At 73.4% G+C, this 15,538-nt stretch carries 12 protein-coding genes and 1 pseudogene; 6 read left to right on the top strand and 7 right to left on the bottom strand.

The genetic code is table 11. The features are described from left to right. Window positions 1–141 precede the first annotated feature (141 nt). Window positions 142–1,008 carry an NmrA family NAD(P)-binding protein gene (locus EDD30_RS28900; RefSeq protein ID WP_084556514.1) on the bottom strand — a complete coding sequence of 289 codons (867 nt, stop codon included), beginning with the start codon at window positions 1,006–1,008 and terminating at the stop codon, window positions 142–144. An 87-nt stretch (window positions 1,009–1,095) separates the two neighbouring features. On the opposite strand from EDD30_RS28900, the gene soxR reads away from it, so the two are divergent. Beyond that, complete coding sequence (soxR, locus tag EDD30_RS28895) at window positions 1,096–1,569, top strand: redox-sensitive transcriptional activator SoxR (protein ID WP_071806371.1); 474 nt, start codon at window positions 1,096–1,098, stop codon at window positions 1,567–1,569. 4 nt (window positions 1,570–1,573) lie between these two features. Here the strand turns inward: soxR and EDD30_RS42090 are convergent, their stop codons facing one another. The 4 genes from EDD30_RS42090 to EDD30_RS28875 are packed head-to-tail and all read right to left on the bottom strand — an operon-like array spanning window position 1,574 to window position 5,589. Then, complete coding sequence (locus EDD30_RS42090; protein WP_394328269.1) at window positions 1,574–1,987, bottom strand: sensor histidine kinase; 414 nt, start codon at window positions 1,985–1,987, stop codon at window positions 1,574–1,576. Then, window positions 1,987–4,104, bottom strand: a complete 2,118-nt coding sequence (locus tag EDD30_RS42085; protein WP_394328270.1) for a response regulator — start codon at window positions 4,102–4,104, stop codon at window positions 1,987–1,989. The genes EDD30_RS42090 and EDD30_RS42085 overlap by 1 nt, the downstream gene beginning before the upstream one ends. Window positions 4,105–4,129: 25 nt before the next feature. Then, window positions 4,130–4,423, bottom strand: a complete 294-nt coding sequence (locus tag EDD30_RS28880; protein ID WP_071806372.1) for a UBP-type zinc finger domain-containing protein — start codon at window positions 4,421–4,423, stop codon at window positions 4,130–4,132. Next, window positions 4,420–5,589 carry an NAD(+)/NADH kinase gene (locus tag EDD30_RS28875; protein ID WP_071806373.1) on the bottom strand — a complete coding sequence of 390 codons (1,170 nt, stop codon included), beginning with the start codon at window positions 5,587–5,589 and terminating at the stop codon, window positions 4,420–4,422. Before EDD30_RS28875 ends, EDD30_RS28880 begins: the two co-directional genes overlap by 4 nt. 192 nt (window positions 5,590–5,781) lie before the next feature. Between EDD30_RS28875 and EDD30_RS28870 the strand changes: the two genes are divergently transcribed. Continuing rightward, a complete protein-coding gene (locus EDD30_RS28870) occupies window positions 5,782–7,377 on the top strand; it encodes a ricin-type beta-trefoil lectin domain protein (RefSeq protein ID WP_071806374.1) in 1,596 nt (531 codons plus the stop codon). A gap of 93 nt (window positions 7,378–7,470) precedes the next feature. On the opposite strand, the gene EDD30_RS28865 is transcribed toward EDD30_RS28870, so the two are convergent. Continuing rightward, complete coding sequence (locus EDD30_RS28865) at window positions 7,471–8,457, bottom strand: hypothetical protein (RefSeq protein ID WP_148088160.1); 987 nt, start codon at window positions 8,455–8,457, stop codon at window positions 7,471–7,473. Between the two features lie 145 nt (window positions 8,458–8,602). Here EDD30_RS28865 and EDD30_RS28860 point away from each other — a divergent pair. From EDD30_RS28860 to EDD30_RS28845, 4 genes and pseudogenes are all read left to right on the top strand, one after another. After that, window positions 8,603–9,007: pseudogene (locus tag EDD30_RS28860) on the top strand (TOBE domain-containing protein); the annotation flags it as partial. Next, the gene (gene modA / locus EDD30_RS28855; RefSeq protein ID WP_071806832.1) at window positions 9,004–9,801 is read left to right on the top strand and encodes a molybdate ABC transporter substrate-binding protein; all 798 of its coding nucleotides are present in this window, start codon (window positions 9,004–9,006) and stop codon (window positions 9,799–9,801) included. The pseudogene EDD30_RS28860 and the gene modA, both read left to right, overlap by 4 nt. Then, the gene (locus EDD30_RS28850) at window positions 9,798–10,589 is read left to right on the top strand and encodes an ABC transporter permease (RefSeq protein WP_071806835.1); all 792 of its coding nucleotides are present in this window, start codon (window positions 9,798–9,800) and stop codon (window positions 10,587–10,589) included. Before modA ends, EDD30_RS28850 begins: the two co-directional genes overlap by 4 nt. A 96-nt stretch (window positions 10,590–10,685) precedes the next feature. Further along, window positions 10,686–11,738 (top strand): ABC transporter ATP-binding protein, encoded by a 1,053-nt coding sequence (locus EDD30_RS28845; protein ID WP_071806833.1) that lies wholly within the window; start codon window positions 10,686–10,688, stop codon window positions 11,736–11,738. A 15-nt stretch (window positions 11,739–11,753) separates the two neighbouring features. On the opposite strand, the gene EDD30_RS28840 is transcribed toward EDD30_RS28845, so the two are convergent. Beyond that, window positions 11,754–15,344, bottom strand: a complete 3,591-nt coding sequence (locus tag EDD30_RS28840; protein WP_071806834.1) for a family 78 glycoside hydrolase catalytic domain — start codon at window positions 15,342–15,344, stop codon at window positions 11,754–11,756. Window positions 15,345–15,538: the final 194 nt, after the last annotated feature.

The raw sequence follows: 15,538 nt of genomic DNA, 5'->3' as shown, positions 1-15,538 counted from the left end.
CTGGCAAGATCCACCTGGGTCGCGGAGGCGGTCATCGCCACCGGCGGTCGAGCTGTGCCGAGAAGCTTCGGAGGCCTTCGTCTCACCGACCCCTTGCCGGGCGGCCCGGGTAAGGATCGCTCGGAGGGCGGCACGCCGTGCCTAGAGGAGGCGATCCCAGTCGACGGTACGGGCCCAGTCGGCGTAGCTGTGCCACTTCACCTCGGGATACCGGGCGTGCAGCGCCTCGACGTCCATGAACTCGGTGGCGTCCTCGAACCGCTGGAACATGTCGGCGATCTCGTCCCCGGCCCACTGCCGCACCTGGTCCAGCGGCAGCTGACGGTACGGGATCTCGCGGCCGACGACCTCGCTGAGGATGCGGGCCGCCTGCTCCCCGGTGACCCGGTCGGAGACGACGTCGATGCGCTCGCCGGCGAAGCGGTCCGGGTTCTCGACGGCGTGGACCGCGAGCGCGGCGATGTCCCGTACGGTGACCTGGTCCAGGGGTTTGCCCGGGGTGAGCGGGTTGGCCAGGACGCCGTCGGCGAGACGGCTGAAGCCGAGGTTGAGGGCGTTCTCCATGAAATAGACGGGCCCGAGCACGGTGGCCCGGACCTGCTGCTGCCGCAGATAGGACTCGATCTGCTGCTTGCTGTCGGCGTGGCCGATGTCGGTCTTCTGCGTCCGGTCGCCGCCGCGCACCGAGGAGTACACGAGATGCGCGTCGGCCCGCACCGCGGCGTCGATGAGGTGGCGTCCCTGGGCGACCTCCTCACGCCGGCCGCCGGGTCCGAAGGGGACGGACAGCCCGAAGACGGCATCGGCGCCGGCCGCGGCCGCGGCGAGCGACTGCGCGTCGCTCAGGTCTCCGGCGACGATGCGGGCGCCGGCGGTCGCGAGCGCCGAGGCGGCCGGCGACTCCGGCGATCTGACGTAGACGGTGACGTCGTGGCCGTGGTCGAGCAAGAGGCCGGCGACGGCGCCGCCCTGCCGTCCGGTGGCGCCGATGACGAGAACGCTGCTCACGGGGTCAACTCCAGGGTCGTTTGCGGGGTGGACGCGTCCCATCCTGTGCCCTCAACCAAGGTTGAGGGCAAGCCCTAAGATCGACACATGCCACGCCCCCGCACGACCTTCCATGAGCTGACCGTCGGGCAGGTCGCCGAGCGCAGCGGAGTCGCGATCTCCGCCCTGCACTTCTACGAGCGGCACGGCCTCGTCCACAGCACCCGGACGGCGACCAACCAACGCCGGTACGGCCGCGACACCCTGCGCCGGGTCGCCTTCATCAAGGCGTCCCAACAGGTCGGCATCTCGCTGGTCGAGATCCGGGAGGCCCTCGACCGGTTGCCGAGCGCGCGTACGCCGACGCGGCAGGACTGGGCACGCCTGTCCGTCGCCTGGCGGGCCGAGCTCGACGCGCGCATCGCGCGGCTGCAGGCCCTGCGCGACAACCTCACCGACTGCATCGGCTGCGGTTGCCTGTCCCTGCGCTCCTGCCACCTGACCAACCCGCGCGACGTCCTGCGCCGCGAAGGCGCCGGTGCCCGCCGGCTGATGGTGCCCCCGACTCGCCGGCCCGACTGAGGGCCTATGCGGAGGGCGGTTCGGACGTCGGCAGCCGGACGAGGAAGCGGGTGTCGCCCGGCTCGGACCGCAGGACGATGTCGCCGCCGTGGCCGTTGACGACGATCCGGTAGGAGATGTCCAGGCCCAGGCCGGTGCCCTCGCCGACCGCCTTCGTGGTGGAGAACGGCTCGAAGACCCGCTTACGCAGCTCCTCGGGGACGCCCGGGCCGGTGTCGCCGATGGAGACCACCACGTGCTCGTCCTCGCGGTAGGTGCGGACGGTCAGGGTGCCGGCGCCGCTCATGGCCTGGACGGCGTTGTCGACGATGTTGGTCCACACCTGGTTCAGCTCCGCCGGGTGGGCCGGGATCTGGGGCAGGCCGCGGTCGTGCTCCTTGACCACCGTGACCCCGGCGCCGATCTTGGGGCCGAGCATCACCAGCGTGCTGTCCAGGCGGTGTGCACGTCGATCCACTGGTGGGCGGCGCGGTCGAGATGGGAATACTGCTTGGCGGCCGAGACCAGCGAGGAGACGCGGCCGGTGGCGTCCTCGATGTCGCTCATGAGCTGCTCGGTCTCCAGCGCGTAGCCGATCCAGTGGATGGCCTGGTCGAGCAGCTCGCTCGAGCCGACCTTGGCCTCGATGTCGTCGAGGCACCGGGCGTCGAGGCCGCCCTGGGCGAAGACCGGGGCGAGGTCCCAGGCACGGGTGACGTGGCGTTCCTCCATCCGGTCGCCGAGCTCGTCCTCGCGGTCGGCGGTCTCCAGGGCGGTCAGCGCGGGTGCCTTGGCCGCCTTCTCGATGACCTCCTCCTGGAGCTCGACGAGCGCGTCGAGACGGTCCGCCGCCACCTTGCCGGCGGCCAGCATGCCGAGTTTGTGGCGCATGCCCGCGACCCGCAACCGCAGCGCGCCGGTGGCCCGGGAGGCGGCCGCGGCCGGGTTGTTGAGCTCGCGCATCAGGCCCGCGGAGAGCGCGCCGAGGGCGGTGAGCCGCTGACGTTCGCCGATCGCCGCCTGGGTGCTGCGCATCCCCAGGTAGAGGCCCTCCAGCAGGTGGATGGCCATGGGGAACCACTCGCGCATCATCCACCCGAAGTCGGCGGCGGAGAGGACGAAGAAGTCGGCGTCGTCGAGGGCGCGCATGGAGGCCATGTACTGGCGTGGCACGCCGTCGTCGCGGATGTATGCCTGAGTGGCGCCCATGTAGACGCCGCGCTGCTCCGTCCGCGTGGTCTGCACGTCGTCCTGCCCCACCCGCCGGGTGAGCGAGATCGTGCCGCTGAGCAGGATGAAGAACTTCTCGGCGGGATCACCCTCGCGGAGCACCAGCGAGCCGGCCGGGGCGTGCATGGTGCAGCCGTGATCGGCGATCCAGGCGAGCTGGTCGTCGGTGAGCTTCTCGAACAGGAACAGCGTCCTGAGCTCGGCGGGCGTCAGCTTGCCCGGCTCGCAGGGCCGCAGGCCGATCTCCTCGGCGTCGACGTCGCTCATCACTGTGCCTCCAGATAGCGGTGGACCAGCGTGACCGCCATCGCGCCCTCGCCGACCGCCGAGGCCACCCGCTTGACCGAGCTGGCCCGGACGTCGCCGGCGGCGAAGATCCCGGGAACGCTGCACTCGGGCGGAGCCGTCCGGCCGCAGCCCGGTGACCTCCCGGGTGGTGAGCACCTCGGCGGCGAACTTGCCGGCCTGCCGGCGGGCACGGTCGGTGAGCTGGGCGCCCGAGATGCCGTCGGGGAAGCCGAGATAGTTCTCGATCCGCGAGCTCTGCCCGGCCTGACCGCCGAGCGCCCGCCGCTCGACCAGCAGCGTCCTGAGCCCCTCGGACGCGCCGTAGACCGCGGCGCCGAGCCCGGCCGGGCCGCCGCCGACGATGATCAGGTCGTAGAAGTCGCGGTGTGGCGCGGTCGGCAGGCCCGCCGCCTCGGCCAGCTCCGGCGCGCTCGGCTGCGCCAGTGCCCGGCCGTCGGCCGTGACCACCAGCGGGATCGCCTCCGGGCCCACCCCCGCCGCGTCGAGCAGCCGGCGGCCCTCCGGGTCGTCCGCACCGAGCCATCGGTACGGCACCAGGTTGCGCGCCAGGAAGTCGCGGATCTGGTACGACGGCTCGCTCCACCGGTGCCCCACCACCCGGATGTCCTCGGTGTCCTTCTCGCCGGTCGCCAGCCAGGCCTCGATCAGCGCGTCGATGACCGGGTAGAGCTTCTCCTCCGGCGGGTCCCAGGGCTTGAGCAGGTAGTGGTCGACGTCCACCATGTTGATCGCCTGGATGGCGGCGTCGGTGTCGGCGTACGCGGTGAGCAGCGCCCGGCGCGCGTGCGGGAACAGGTCCATCGCCTGCTCCAGGAACTCGATGCCGTTCATCTGCGGCATCCGGTGGTCGGCGAGCATGACGGCCACGCGAGCGCCGCGCAGTTTGAGGTCGCGCAGCGCCTCACACGCGGCGGCGGCGGAGGAGGCCCGGACGATCTGGTAGCGCTCGCCGTAGCGCCGGCGCAGATCCCGGGCGATGGCCCGGGACACCGAGGGGTCGTCGTCGACGGTCAGGATGCGGGGTGACCCATGGGCGGCGTCCTCAGCGGTAGGTCAGGGTGGGCTTGCCGGCGACCTTCAGGACCGCCTCATCGAGATAGCACCACCACCAGTCCTCACCCGGCTCGTACGACTGCACGAGCGGATGGTCCTGCGCGCGGAAATGCGCGGTCGCGTGCTTGCCGGGCGACGAGTCGCAGCAGCCGACGTGCCCGCAGGTCATGCAGACGCGCAGATGCACCCATCGGCCGCCGGCCTCCAGGCATTCGACGCAGCCGTCGCCGGACGGGGCGACGTCGCGCGTCTGGTCGAGATGAGTGCAGCCGGAACCGGTCATGACGGTGCTCCTTCCCGGTCGAGCAGGTCCGTGAACTCGGGGTGCCGCGCCACGTATCCGGCCACGAACGGGCAGGTCGCCTGCACCCGGGTGGACCGGCGGCGGGCGTCGCCGAGGGCGGCCGCGGCGAGCCGCCCGGCCAGGCCGCGCCCCTCGAAGGCCTGGTCGATCTCGGTGTGCGCGAGCTCGATCCGCCCACCGTGGCGGCGGTAGTGCAGGGCGCCGGCGAGCTCGCCGCCGAGCAGGATCTCGTAGCGGGACTGCTCGAAGCTGTCCACGACCACGGCGTCGCCCGGGTCGCCGCCGCCCACCTGCGCGCTGCCCTCGACTCGGAGCTTGCGCCGGGCCCGCTCGTAGAAAGACGTGCGGCCGAAGCGGATGACCTGCGCCGCCGCCGGCACGGGGATGATCGTCAGCCGATCGCCGGCGTCCGCGTATCCCTGGATGATGCCGTCGACCTCGATGGCGAGGCGGCCGCTGGTCGCCGCCACGTCCAGCTCGAGCTGCTCGTCGGGCGAGAGCATCAGCGAGCGGTTGAACGACGAGTGTGCCGCCGAGGCGGTGACCAGGATGCCCGCCACGTTGGGCGAGACGATCGGCCCGCCCGCCGAGAAGCTGTACGCCGTGGACCCGGTGGGCGTCGCGACGATCACCGCGTCGGCCGCATAGCGCACGAAGTTGCTGCCCTCGACGTTGATGCCGATGTGGGCGAGGCCGTGGCCGGGCACGCGCACCATCGCGATGTCGTTGAAGGCCGACACCTCCCTGCCGTCCGGCAGGACGGTGCGCACGGCCGTGCGCGACTCGACGGTGAACCCGTGATCGTCGATCGTCGACAGTGCGCCGGCCAGGTCGGGCAGGTCGACCTCGGCGAGGAAGCCGAGGCGCCCGACGTTGACGCCGAGCACCGGCGTCTTGCGCCCCTCGACCAGCCGCATGGTGCGCAGCATGGTGCCGTCGCCGCCGAGGCTGACCAGCAGCCCGGCCCGCTCGACCATCTCCTCGGCGGAGACCGCGACGGCGGCACAGTCGATGCGGGTGATCTCGTCGTGCAAGCCGAGCACGGTCACGTCGCGAGAGGCGGCCCACCGCACGATCGCGTCGATCGCGGCCCCACAGTCGCGCCGCGGGTGCAGGACCAGACCGACCACCTTGACCATGCCCATGGCCCAATCCTCCTCCGGCCGACGTCGGGATCAGCCTTCCACGCCGCGGCGGCGACGGCGAACGGCCTGTGGACAACTCCTGACCCGCGAGATTGTGAAACATTGTTGACAAATGTGTCCTGTATCGACAGACTCCGATACAGAGAGCGCTCTCCTTCCCCGGCTCCCCCGGATCAGCGGAAGGAATCCCTCATGTCCCGTGCCATCCAGGCGCTCGGCGTCACCGCCGCCGCGCTCACCGCCGCCGGCCTCCTGCCCCTTCCGAGCCTCGCCGCCGACACCCGCACCTCCGCCGCGCCGGCCGTGGCACCCCTGTCCGGCCGGGCCGCGGCACCCTCGTCCGACTTGGCCGCGGCACCCCTGTCCGGCCTGGCCCCCGGCATGGTGGCGGCGCTGCGCCGCGACCTCGGGCTCACCGACGACCGGATCGCCGCACGTCTGGCCACGGAGGCCGCCGCCCCGGTCATCGAGCGGCGGCTGCGCGCCCGGCTCGGCGCCACGTTCGGCGGCGCGTGGATCGCCGCCGGAGCGGAGCGGCTCACCGTCGCGGTCACGGACGCCGCCCGGGCGCCGATCGTCCGCGCCGAGGGCGCCGTACCCGTCGTGGTCCGCCGCGGCGACGCCGACCTGGCCGCCGCCCGCGCCAAGCTGGATCGCCACGCCGCGCGGGCCGACGGCACGGCGATCCGCGGCTGGTATGTCGACACCGCGGCCAACCGCCTGGTCGTTCTGGCGAAGCCCGGCGCATCGGCCCGGGCACGGACGTTCGCCGCCGCCAGCGGCGCCGGCCCGATCACCGTGGTCGAGACCGCCGAACGGCCACGGCCGGTGTACGACATCCGCGGCGGCGACCAGTACGTCATCAACGGCAACACCCTGTGCTCGGTGGGCTTCGCGGTCGCCGGGGGCTTCGTCAGCGCCGGGCACTGCGGCGGCGTGAACAGCCCCACGCTCGGCTACAACAACGTGGCGCAGGGCACCTTTGCCGGATCCTCCTTCCCGGGCAACGACTATGGGTGGATCCGTACGAACGCCGACTGGACGCCACGGCCGTGGGTCAACAACCATGCGGGCGGCAACGTGACGGTCGCCGGATCGCAGGAGGCCGCGATCGGCAGCTCGGTCTGCCGCTCCGGCCGCACGACCGGCTGGCGCTGCGGCACGATCCTGGGCCGCAACGAGACCATCGTGTACGCCCAGGGCGCCGTCTCCGGGCTGTCCCGCAGCAACGCCTGCGCCGAACCGGGCGACTCCGGCGGCTCCTGGATCTCCGGCAACCAGGCTCAGGGCGTCACCTCGGGCGGCACCGGCAACTGCTCGACCGGCGGCACCATGTGGTTCCAGCCGGTCAACGAGATCCTCGGCGTGTACGGCCTCGCCCTGACCACGAGCGGCGGTGGTGGCGGCACGAGCGCGGTCGTCAGCAACTGGAACAACAAGTGCGTCGATGTGCCGAACTCCGACTTCTCGGACGGCGTACCCCTGCAGATGTGGAACTGCAACGGCACGGGCGCGCAGCGGTGGACGTTCGTCAACGGCACCCTGCAGACCTCGAACAACAAGTGCATGGACGTCGCCTGGGGCTCCACGGCCAACGGCGCGGTCATCCAGATCGTCGGCTGCAGCGGCAATCCCGCCCAGCAGTTCGTCCTCTCGGCCGTCGGCGACCTCGTCAACCCGCAGGCCGACAAGTGCGTCGACATCAAGGACTGGAACGGCGCCGACGGCGCCCGCCTCCAGCTCTGGGACTGCGCCGGCACCCTCAACCAGAAGTGGCGCCGCGCCTAGAAGCCTCGCCGCCGACCACCTCGACAGCACGCCCGCGGCCACCGGGCTGTGGCCCGTGCCGGGCCGGACCTCGAACGCGATTCCCAGGGCGGCCTAGCTGGCCGGCGAGCGTCCGGCGTAGTAGCCGCGGGCGCGGTCGACCAGTTCGGGCGAGCCGCACTCCTCGGCCAGTTCGAGACCCTCGCGCAGCACCCGCCGGGCCTGGGGGCGCCGGCGGGCCAGGTTCAGCAGGCCGCCGAGGTCGACCAGCGCCGACGCCAGCTCGAAGCGGCGCGGCGTACCCTGCAGCACCCGGACCGCTTCCTCGGCGGACTCCTTGCCGGCCAGGCCCGGGCGCACCCGGCCCTGGATCCGCAGCGCCCGCCCGAGCGCCGACGCCAGGCCGTGCCGGCGGGACAGGGCGACCTCCTCCGCGACGAGCCGCTCCGCCGCCTCGGCCGCGCCCAGTCCGGCCAGGACGGTCGCGGCGGCCGAGCGCCAGGGCAGGACGCCCGGATGGTCCGAGCGGCGGGCGGCCACCCGTTCCCCGCAGCGGTAGAGGTCCGCGAGTCCCTCGCCGGGCCGGGCGGATGCGGCGTGCAACCGGCCGCGGGTGTAGCGCAGCAGCAGATATTCGCCTTCGTCGGGCAGGTCGCCACCGAAGGGCGTGGCGGCGAGGAGGGCGTCCGCCGATTCGAGCTCGCCGAGGTCCAGCCGGACCGCGATCCGGCGGGCCGTCAGCAGGGCGGCGGTGGCGCCGTCCGGCTCGGCACCGGAGACCTGCAGCAGCTCTGCGGCGGCCTCCGCGTCGGCGCGCGCCCCGGCGAGGTCGCCCAGGCGGCGGGCCGACGAGCTGCGCTCCGAGTACGCCATGACGAGACCGGCCGCCGCGCCCTCGCGACCGGCGACCTCCACGGCCAGGGTGCAGCCCGCGTACGCGACGGCGAGGTCGTCGGCGTCGGACAGCCGGCGCAGGGCGCCCAGGTAGCGCGGCAGGTCGGCCGCGCCGTCGGGGGCCCGCACGGGCACCGGGCGGGCGTTGCGCACGGCGATGTCGCGACCGGGGTCGGCCAACCTCGGGCGTGCGTCGCGGACTGTCATGGGAGGGTCTGTACCCCTTCCGGCGCAGGAGGCACCTCTTAGGTTTCCCTTCCGCGCCGAGATGCACAAGGCCCTTCCTGCGGAAGGTGGAAAGCATCAGCGAGGAATTGCCGGCGTTTAACCTCGCAGTTGCGAGGTCTATGCTCCGAGCGTGGCGACGTACCGGATCGGTGAGGCGGCCGAGCTGCTCGGGGTCAGCGTGGACACCGTGCGGCGCTGGGTGGACTCGGGCCGGCTCGTCGCGGTCCGAGACGGCAACGGGCACCGGAGCATCGCCGGGGCCGACCTCGCCGCGTTCGCGCGGGCGCCGGCCGACGAGCCCGGCCCGGGGGCGCGCCGGTCCTCGGCGCGCAACCGGTTGCGCGGCATCGTCACCGCCATCGCCCGGGACTCCGTGATGGCGCAGGTGGACCTCCAGGCGGGTCCGTTCCGGGTGGTGTCACTCATGAGCCGGGAAGCCGTTGAAGACCTGGGCCTCGAGGTCGGGTCCGTGGCGGTGGCCGTGATCAAGTCCACGACGGTGGTCGTGGAGCGAGGGGACGACAGATGAGGGCACGCGCGATGGCGGCCGTCGCGCTGGCGGCGGTGCTGGCGACCGGTGGATGCGGCGACGCCGCCGATGCGCCGGCGAACGGCTCGCCCTCGGGCGCGGCACCCGGCGGCGCGAACACCGGCAGGGTGACGGTGCTCGCCGCGGCGTCGCTGACCGAGTCGTTCGACAAGATCGCCGTCCTCTTCGAGCGGCTGAACCCCGGCGTGGACGTCACCTTCTCGTACGGCGGCAGCTCCGGCCTGGCGCAGCAGATCACCTCGGGCGCCCCGGCGGACGTCTTCGCGGCGGCGAGCCCCGCGACCATGAAGACGGTCGTAGACGCCGGCGACGGCACCGGCACCGCGGTGACGTTCACGCGCAACCAGCTCGTCATCGCCGTACCGAAGGGCAACCCGAAGGGGGTCAGCTCGCTCGCCGCGCTCGCGAAGCCGGAGGTCAAGGTGGCGCTCTGCGCCGAGCAGGTGCCGTGCGGCGCCGCCGCGAAGAAGGCGCTGGCCGCGGCCGGCGCCGCCGTCACCCCGGTGACCCAGGAACAGGACGTCAGGGCCGCGCTCGCCAAGGTCAAGCTGGGCGAGGTGGATGCGGCGCTGGTCTACCGTACGGACGCCCACGCGGCCGCCGCGGACGTGGACGGGGTGGAGTTCCCCGAGTCGGCCTCGGCGCTGAACGACTACTCGATCATCGCGCTGGCGAACGCCCCAAACCCGTCCGGCGCGAGCGCGTTCGTGACGTTCGTGCAGACGCCGCAGGCCCAGAAGATGCTGGCCGACGCAGGGTTCCAGAAGCCCTGAGCCGCCTCCGCCGACGCGCCCCGCTGGTCCTGGCGATCCCCGCGATCGCCGGGCTGGCGTTCCTCGTGCTGCCCCTGGCCGGCCTCCTGATCCGGGCGCCGTGGCAGACGCTGCCGCAGCGCCTGACCGAGCCCGGGGTCCTGGCGGCCCTGCGGCTGTCGCTGCTCACCGCCAGCCTCGCGACCGGCGTGTGCCTGCTGCTCGGCGTACCCCTGGCGTGGGTGCTGGCCCGGACCACCTTCCCGGGCCGGCGGATCGTGCGGGCGCTGGTCACCGTGCCGTTGGTGCTGCCGCCGGTGGTCGGCGGCGTCGCGCTGCTGCTGGTCTTCGGCCGCCGCGGCCTGGTCGGTGAGTGGCTGGACGCGGCGTTCGGCGTCACCCTGCCGTTCACCACAACCGGGGTGGTGCTGGCGGAGGCGTTCGTCGCGATGCCCTTCCTGGTGATCAGTGTCGAGGGTGCGCTGCGGGGCGCGGACGCCCGCTACGAGGAGGCGGCGGCGACGCTGGGCGCCGGCCGGTGGACGGCCTTCCGCAGGGTCACGCTGCCGCTGATCGCGCCGGGGGTGGCGGCCGGCGCCGTGCTGTGCTGGGCCCGGGCGCTCGGCGAGTTCGGGGCGACGATCACGTTCGCGGGCAACTTCCCTGGGCGTACGCAGACCATGCCGCTCGCCGTCTACCTCGCCCTGGAGCAGGACATCGACGCCGCGATCGTGCTCAGCCTGGTGCTGCTCGTGGTCTCCGTGGCGATCCTCGCGGCCCTGCGCGATCGCTGGCTGGGTGCGACGTGACCGCCGGGACGAGCGCCCCGCGACGCGACCACCGGGCGGGTGCGACGTGACCGCCGGGACGAGCGCCCCGCGACGCGACCACCGGGCGGGTGCGGCGTGACTCTGGATGCGAGGTTGGTCGTGCGGCGGCCGGGGTTCACCCTGGACGCGACGCTGACGGCGGCGCCGGGCGAGGTCGTGGCGCTGCTCGGGCCGAACGGCGCGGGCAAGACCACCGCGCTGCGGGCGCTGGCCGGGCTGACCGGCCTCGACGAGGGGCACATCGCGCTGAACGGGCGCCGCCTCGAGGATCCGGCGGCCGGGCACTCCACCGCGCCGGAGCACCGTCGCATCGGCGTGGTCTTCCAGGACTATCTGCTCTTCCCGCATCTGTCCGCGCTGGACAACGTGGCCTTCGGGCCGCGCTGCCGCGGCGTCTCCCGGGCTGCCGCGCGGCAGCGGGCGGCCGTCCTGCTCGACCGCGTCGCTCTGGCCGGGCACGCCGGCCGCAAGCCGAGGGAGCTGTCCGGCGGGCAGGCACAGCGGGTGGCGCTGGCCCGAGCCCTGGCCACCGAGCCCGAGCTGCTGCTGCTCGACGAGCCGCTCGCCGCGCTGGACGCACGGACGCGCGTGGAGACCCGCACCCACCTGCGCGGCCATCTGAGCGCGCACGAAGGACCGACCGTGCTGGTCACCCATGACCCGCTGGACGCGATGATGCTCGCCGACCGGCTGGTCATCCTCGAGGACGGCCGGGTGGTGCAGACCGGCGACGCCGCGTCGGTGACGTCGGCGCCGCGCACGGACTACGTGGCCCGGCTGGTCGGCCTCAACCTCTATCGCGGCCACGCGGAGGGAACTCTGGTCCGGGTCACCGCCGACTTCGCCCTCACCACGGCCACGCCGCAGACCGGCGAGGTGTTCGTGGCGTTCCCGCCGGCGGCCGTCGCGCTCTACGCGGTCCGCCCGGAGGGCAGTCCGCGCAACACGTGGCCGGCGACGGTGGGCACGGTGGCCCGGCACGGCGACGCGCTGCGCATCGAGCTGAGCGGCCCGGTCGCGGTCGCCGCCGATGTCACGCCCGCCGCCGCGGTCCAACTCGGCCTGGCACCGGGCCGTCAGGTGTGGGCGAGCCTCAAGGCCACCGAGGCCTCGTCCTACCCTGCCTGACGGCCCGGCCGCCGGTCAGCCGGCCGTGAAGGTGTACGAGCCGGAGCCGAGCGCGTACGACGCCGCACCCGCGGCGAAGCCCTGCGGCACCGCCTCGGCCGGGGCGGTGACCGCGGTGGGCGAGGACGCGGGCACCTCGATCGTCGCGGTCGTGTTCGGCGGCACCACCACGGTCAAGGTCAGCCTGCCTCCACTTCTGGTCCACTGTGTCCGCGTCTCGCCGTACCCGGTGATGAGCGACGTGGTCGCGGCCGTGAGCGTGCCGCCGGGTTTCGGCGCGATCAGCAGCCGCTGGTAGCCCGGTGCCGCCGGGGCGAGCCCGCCGACGCTGCGGTAGAGCCAGTCGCCGACCGACCCGAGGCCGTAGTGGTTGAAGGAGTTCATGCCAGGGTCCTGCAGCGTGCCGTCCGGCCGGATGCCGTCCCAGCGCTCCCAGATGGTGGTCGCACCCCGGGAGTTCATGTAGCCCCAGCCGGGATAGTCCGGCTGCTGCAGAATCCGGTACGCCGTGTCGAGGTGCCCGTGCCCGGCCAGGACCGGGAGCAGGTTCTCCACGCCCATGAACCCGACGGAGAGGTGGCCGTCGCGGGACGCCACCTTCGCGGCCAGCTTGTCGGCCACCGCCTGCGTCCGGTCCGCCGGGACGAGCCCGAAGGCCAGCGCGAGCACGTAGCCGGTCTGGCTGTCGCCGCGGACCGTGCCGTCGGCGGCGACGAACCGGCGGGTGAACGCGGCCCCGATCCGGTCCGCCAGGTCGCCGTAGGAACTCGCCTGGTCGGTGCGCCCGGTCGCCGACGCCATCCGCGAGACCAGCCGCGCCGACCAGCCGAAGAACGCCGTGCTGGTGATGTCGTTGGCGGTGGGATCGTTGACGTTGAGCCAGTCGCCGTACGTGTCGCGGTTGCGGATGAGGTCGGCGCCCGCGGTGGCCCGCAGGTAGTCGACCCAGCGGGCCATCGCGTCGAAGTGCCGGTCGGCGGCGGCGAGGTCGCCGTAGCGCTGCCAGAGCACGTACGGGACGATGACGCCCGCGTCGCCCCAGCCGGCCTTCCCGGCTCCCCCGAGCACGTCCGGCGCCACGTCGGTGAAGGCGCCGTCGGCGCGCTGCGCGTCCACCATGTCGGTGGCGAACTTGTCGAGCAGCCCGCGGGTGTCGAAGTTGAAGGTGGAGGTGGCACCGAAGGCCGCGATGTCGCCGGTCCATCCCAGCCGCTCGTCGCGCTGCGGGCAGTCGGTGGGTATCGACAGCATGTTGGAGCGGGCGCCCCAGAGAATATTGCTCTGCACCCGGTTCACCAGCGGGTCGGAGGTCGTGAACGTGCCGGTCTCCGCACCGTCGGTCCAGGCGGCGAGCCCGGTCAGGCTGTCCGCCGTCGGTGTGCCCGGGAAGCCGGTCAACTCCACATAGCGGTAGCCGTGCACGGTGAAGTGCGGCTCGAAGGTCTCCGGCCCGCCGCCGGCGAGGGTGAAGGTGTCGGTCTGCTGGGCCGCGCGCAGGTTCGCCGTGTAGAGGGTGCCGTCGGCGTTGAGGATCTCGCCGTGGCGCAGGGTCACCCTCGTGCCGGCCGGGCCGTCGACCCGCAGGCGGTTCCAGCCGGCGAAGTTCTGGCCGAGGTCGGCGATCCACACGCCCGGCTTCGGCTGGGTGAGCCGCACCGGGCGCAGCTCGGTTTGCACGGTCACGCCCGGGTCGACCTGGGCGACCAGCCGGGGCAGCGACCCGCTGCGCACGGTCACGGCCCGCGCGGTGCCACCCGCGACGCGGGCGTCGTGATCCTCGCCGTGATACAGGTCATCGGAGACGATCGGGCTGGTGGTGGCCGTCCAGGACGCATCCGTACGTACGTCGGCGCGCGTGCCGTCCGCATACTCGACGAGAAGCTGGGCCGAGTACCAGGGCGACGTGCCGTATCGCCGGCTGCCGCCCATGCCGAGGCTGCCGGAATACCACCCGTTGCCCAGCAGCGCGGAGAGCGTGTTGGCCCCGGGCTTCAGCGCCGCGGTCACGTCGTAGCCTCGGTACTGCAGGCGCTTGGTGTAGTCGGTCCAGCCCGGAGCGAGCCGTTCCGCGCTCACCTTGGTGCCGTTCAGGTAGGTCTCGTGCAGTCCCAGGGCGGTCGCGAAGAGCCGGGCCCGGGTCACGGGCCTGCCGATGTCGAACGTCTTGGCCAGCCGCGGCGCCGGGTTGGCGACGACGACCTGGTCGCCCCACGGCCCGGCCCGGTAGGCGGCGGCGATCCGGGCGGCGGGCCAGGCGGCGTCGTCGAAGCCGGGGCGTTCCCAGCCGGCCGGCGCGTCCTGCGCCGCCTTCCACGCGGCGTCGGTGCCGGTCGTCACCGCCCCTTGCAGCTTGGCGATGACCCCGGCCGGCCCGGTGGCGGTGTTGGAGGCGGCGATGGCGATGGTGTTGGCGCCCGCTCTGAGTTGCGCGGTGACATCCACGGTCGTCGCGCGCTTCCACGAGTCGGTGAACCGCCGCGAGGCGCTGACCGGCGTCCCGTTGACCCAGACGTCCGCCGTGTCGTCGCCGGTCACGACCAGGGTGGTGGATCCGGGCGTGGCGATGTCGACCGTACGCCGGAAGTAGCGCGTGGCCGCCGGCACGGAGGCCGCGGGATCGCCCTCGGGATACCAGATCCAGGATGCCCCGGTCAGGCCCGCGGTGCCGGGCGCACCGATGAAGTCGGCCTGCCAGCTTGCGAGCGCGGTGTCGAAGCGGGCCGGTGCGCTCCACGGGCCGGGGCGTCCCTGGGCGTCCCAGATCCGGACGCGCCAGTGGTAGGTGCGGCCGGGTGCCAGCGCGGGGCCGCCGTACGCGACGTCGACCGACTGCCGCGATGCGACCTGGCCGCTGTCCCAGACGTCGGCCGCGCCCGGGTTCGTGCCCACGGTGACCTGGTAGCGGCCCTGGGCCTGGCCCTTCGCGGCGGAGTCCGGCCGCCAGCCGAAGCGCGGCTTCGCCGCGTCGATGCCCACCGGGTCTTTCCGGCGCTCGGTGGTGAGCCCACCGGCCGTGACCGGGGAGGCCGCGCCGGGCTCGGGCAGCGCGACGTCGCGGCGCCACGGCCCGCTCCCGTACGTCCCGAGGTCCTTGGCGGGCACCCAGCGCTGGGGTACGGCGTCGGCGGCCGACCAGGAGCCGTCGGTGGTGAGCTCCACGGCGCCCTGGGCCGAGGCGACCCGCAGGCGGCCGAGGACGCCGGCCGGGCCGCCGGTGTTGCGGGCGGCGACGGTGAGGGTGTTGGCGCCCGGGGCGAGCGCCGCGGCGAGGTCGACGGACAGCGCCTTCTTCCAGGAGTCGGCGGCCCGCGGCGAGCCGGCGAGCCAGGTGCCGTTGAGCCAGACGTCGACGGTGTCGTCGCCGGTGACGACGAGTCCGGCCTCGGTGTGCGGACCGGCCGGCGCGGTGAACACCCGCTGCAGATAGCGGGTGGCGGCGGGCGTGGACGTGGCGGGCTCCCCTTCGGGGAACCAGATCCAGTGCGCCCCGGTGAGCGTTTCAATGCTGTCGGCGGGGCGGGCGGCGGCGGGGACGGTGGACAGCGGGAGCGCGACTATCGCGGCGAGGACGGCTGTCGCCGTCCTGCCGGTCGCGGTTCGGGCCATGCGGCTCTCCTCGGGAGCGAGTCACTGATTTAAACGTTTCAATGTCATGACCCCCCGAGCCTAGGCCGAATCCGAAGATCCACTCAAGGACCGGACCATCCCGCGGTGACCCGACCGCCGCGCGCGCACCCGTGCCTTCGAACCGAGCCCGTACGCCGGCGACGGAACTCAGCACGATGGCACACGACCTGCAG

It is taken from the genome of Couchioplanes caeruleus, assembly GCF_003751945.1.
Lineage (GTDB): Bacteria > Actinomycetota > Actinomycetes > Mycobacteriales > Micromonosporaceae > Actinoplanes > Actinoplanes caeruleus.
The sequence above is the reverse complement of the archived record's forward strand: the minus strand, read 5'-3'. Positions and strand labels throughout refer to the sequence as shown.

Bases quoted from the DNA above. Each gene is read 5' to 3' on its own strand.
- EDD30_RS42090 (WP_394328269.1), bottom strand. From the start codon at position 1,987: ATGCTCGGCCCCAAGATCGGCGCCGGGGTCACGGTGGTCAAGGAGCAC.
- EDD30_RS28880 (WP_071806372.1), bottom strand. From the start codon at position 4,423: ATGACCGGTTCCGGCTGCACTCATCTCGACCAGACGCGCGACGTCGCC.
- EDD30_RS28875 (WP_071806373.1), bottom strand. From the start codon at position 5,589: ATGGGCATGGTCAAGGTGGTCGGTCTGGTCCTGCACCCGCGGCGCGAC.
- EDD30_RS28865 (WP_148088160.1), bottom strand. From the start codon at position 8,457: ATGACAGTCCGCGACGCACGCCCGAGGTTGGCCGACCCCGGTCGCGAC.
- EDD30_RS28840 (WP_071806834.1), bottom strand. From the start codon at position 15,344: ATGGCCCGAACCGCGACCGGCAGGACGGCGACAGCCGTCCTCGCCGCG.
- soxR (WP_071806371.1), top strand. From the start codon at position 1,096: ATGCCACGCCCCCGCACGACCTTCCATGAGCTGACCGTCGGGCAGGTC.
- EDD30_RS28870 (WP_071806374.1), top strand. From the start codon at position 5,782: ATGTCCCGTGCCATCCAGGCGCTCGGCGTCACCGCCGCCGCGCTCACC.
- modA (WP_071806832.1), top strand. From the start codon at position 9,004: ATGAGGGCACGCGCGATGGCGGCCGTCGCGCTGGCGGCGGTGCTGGCG.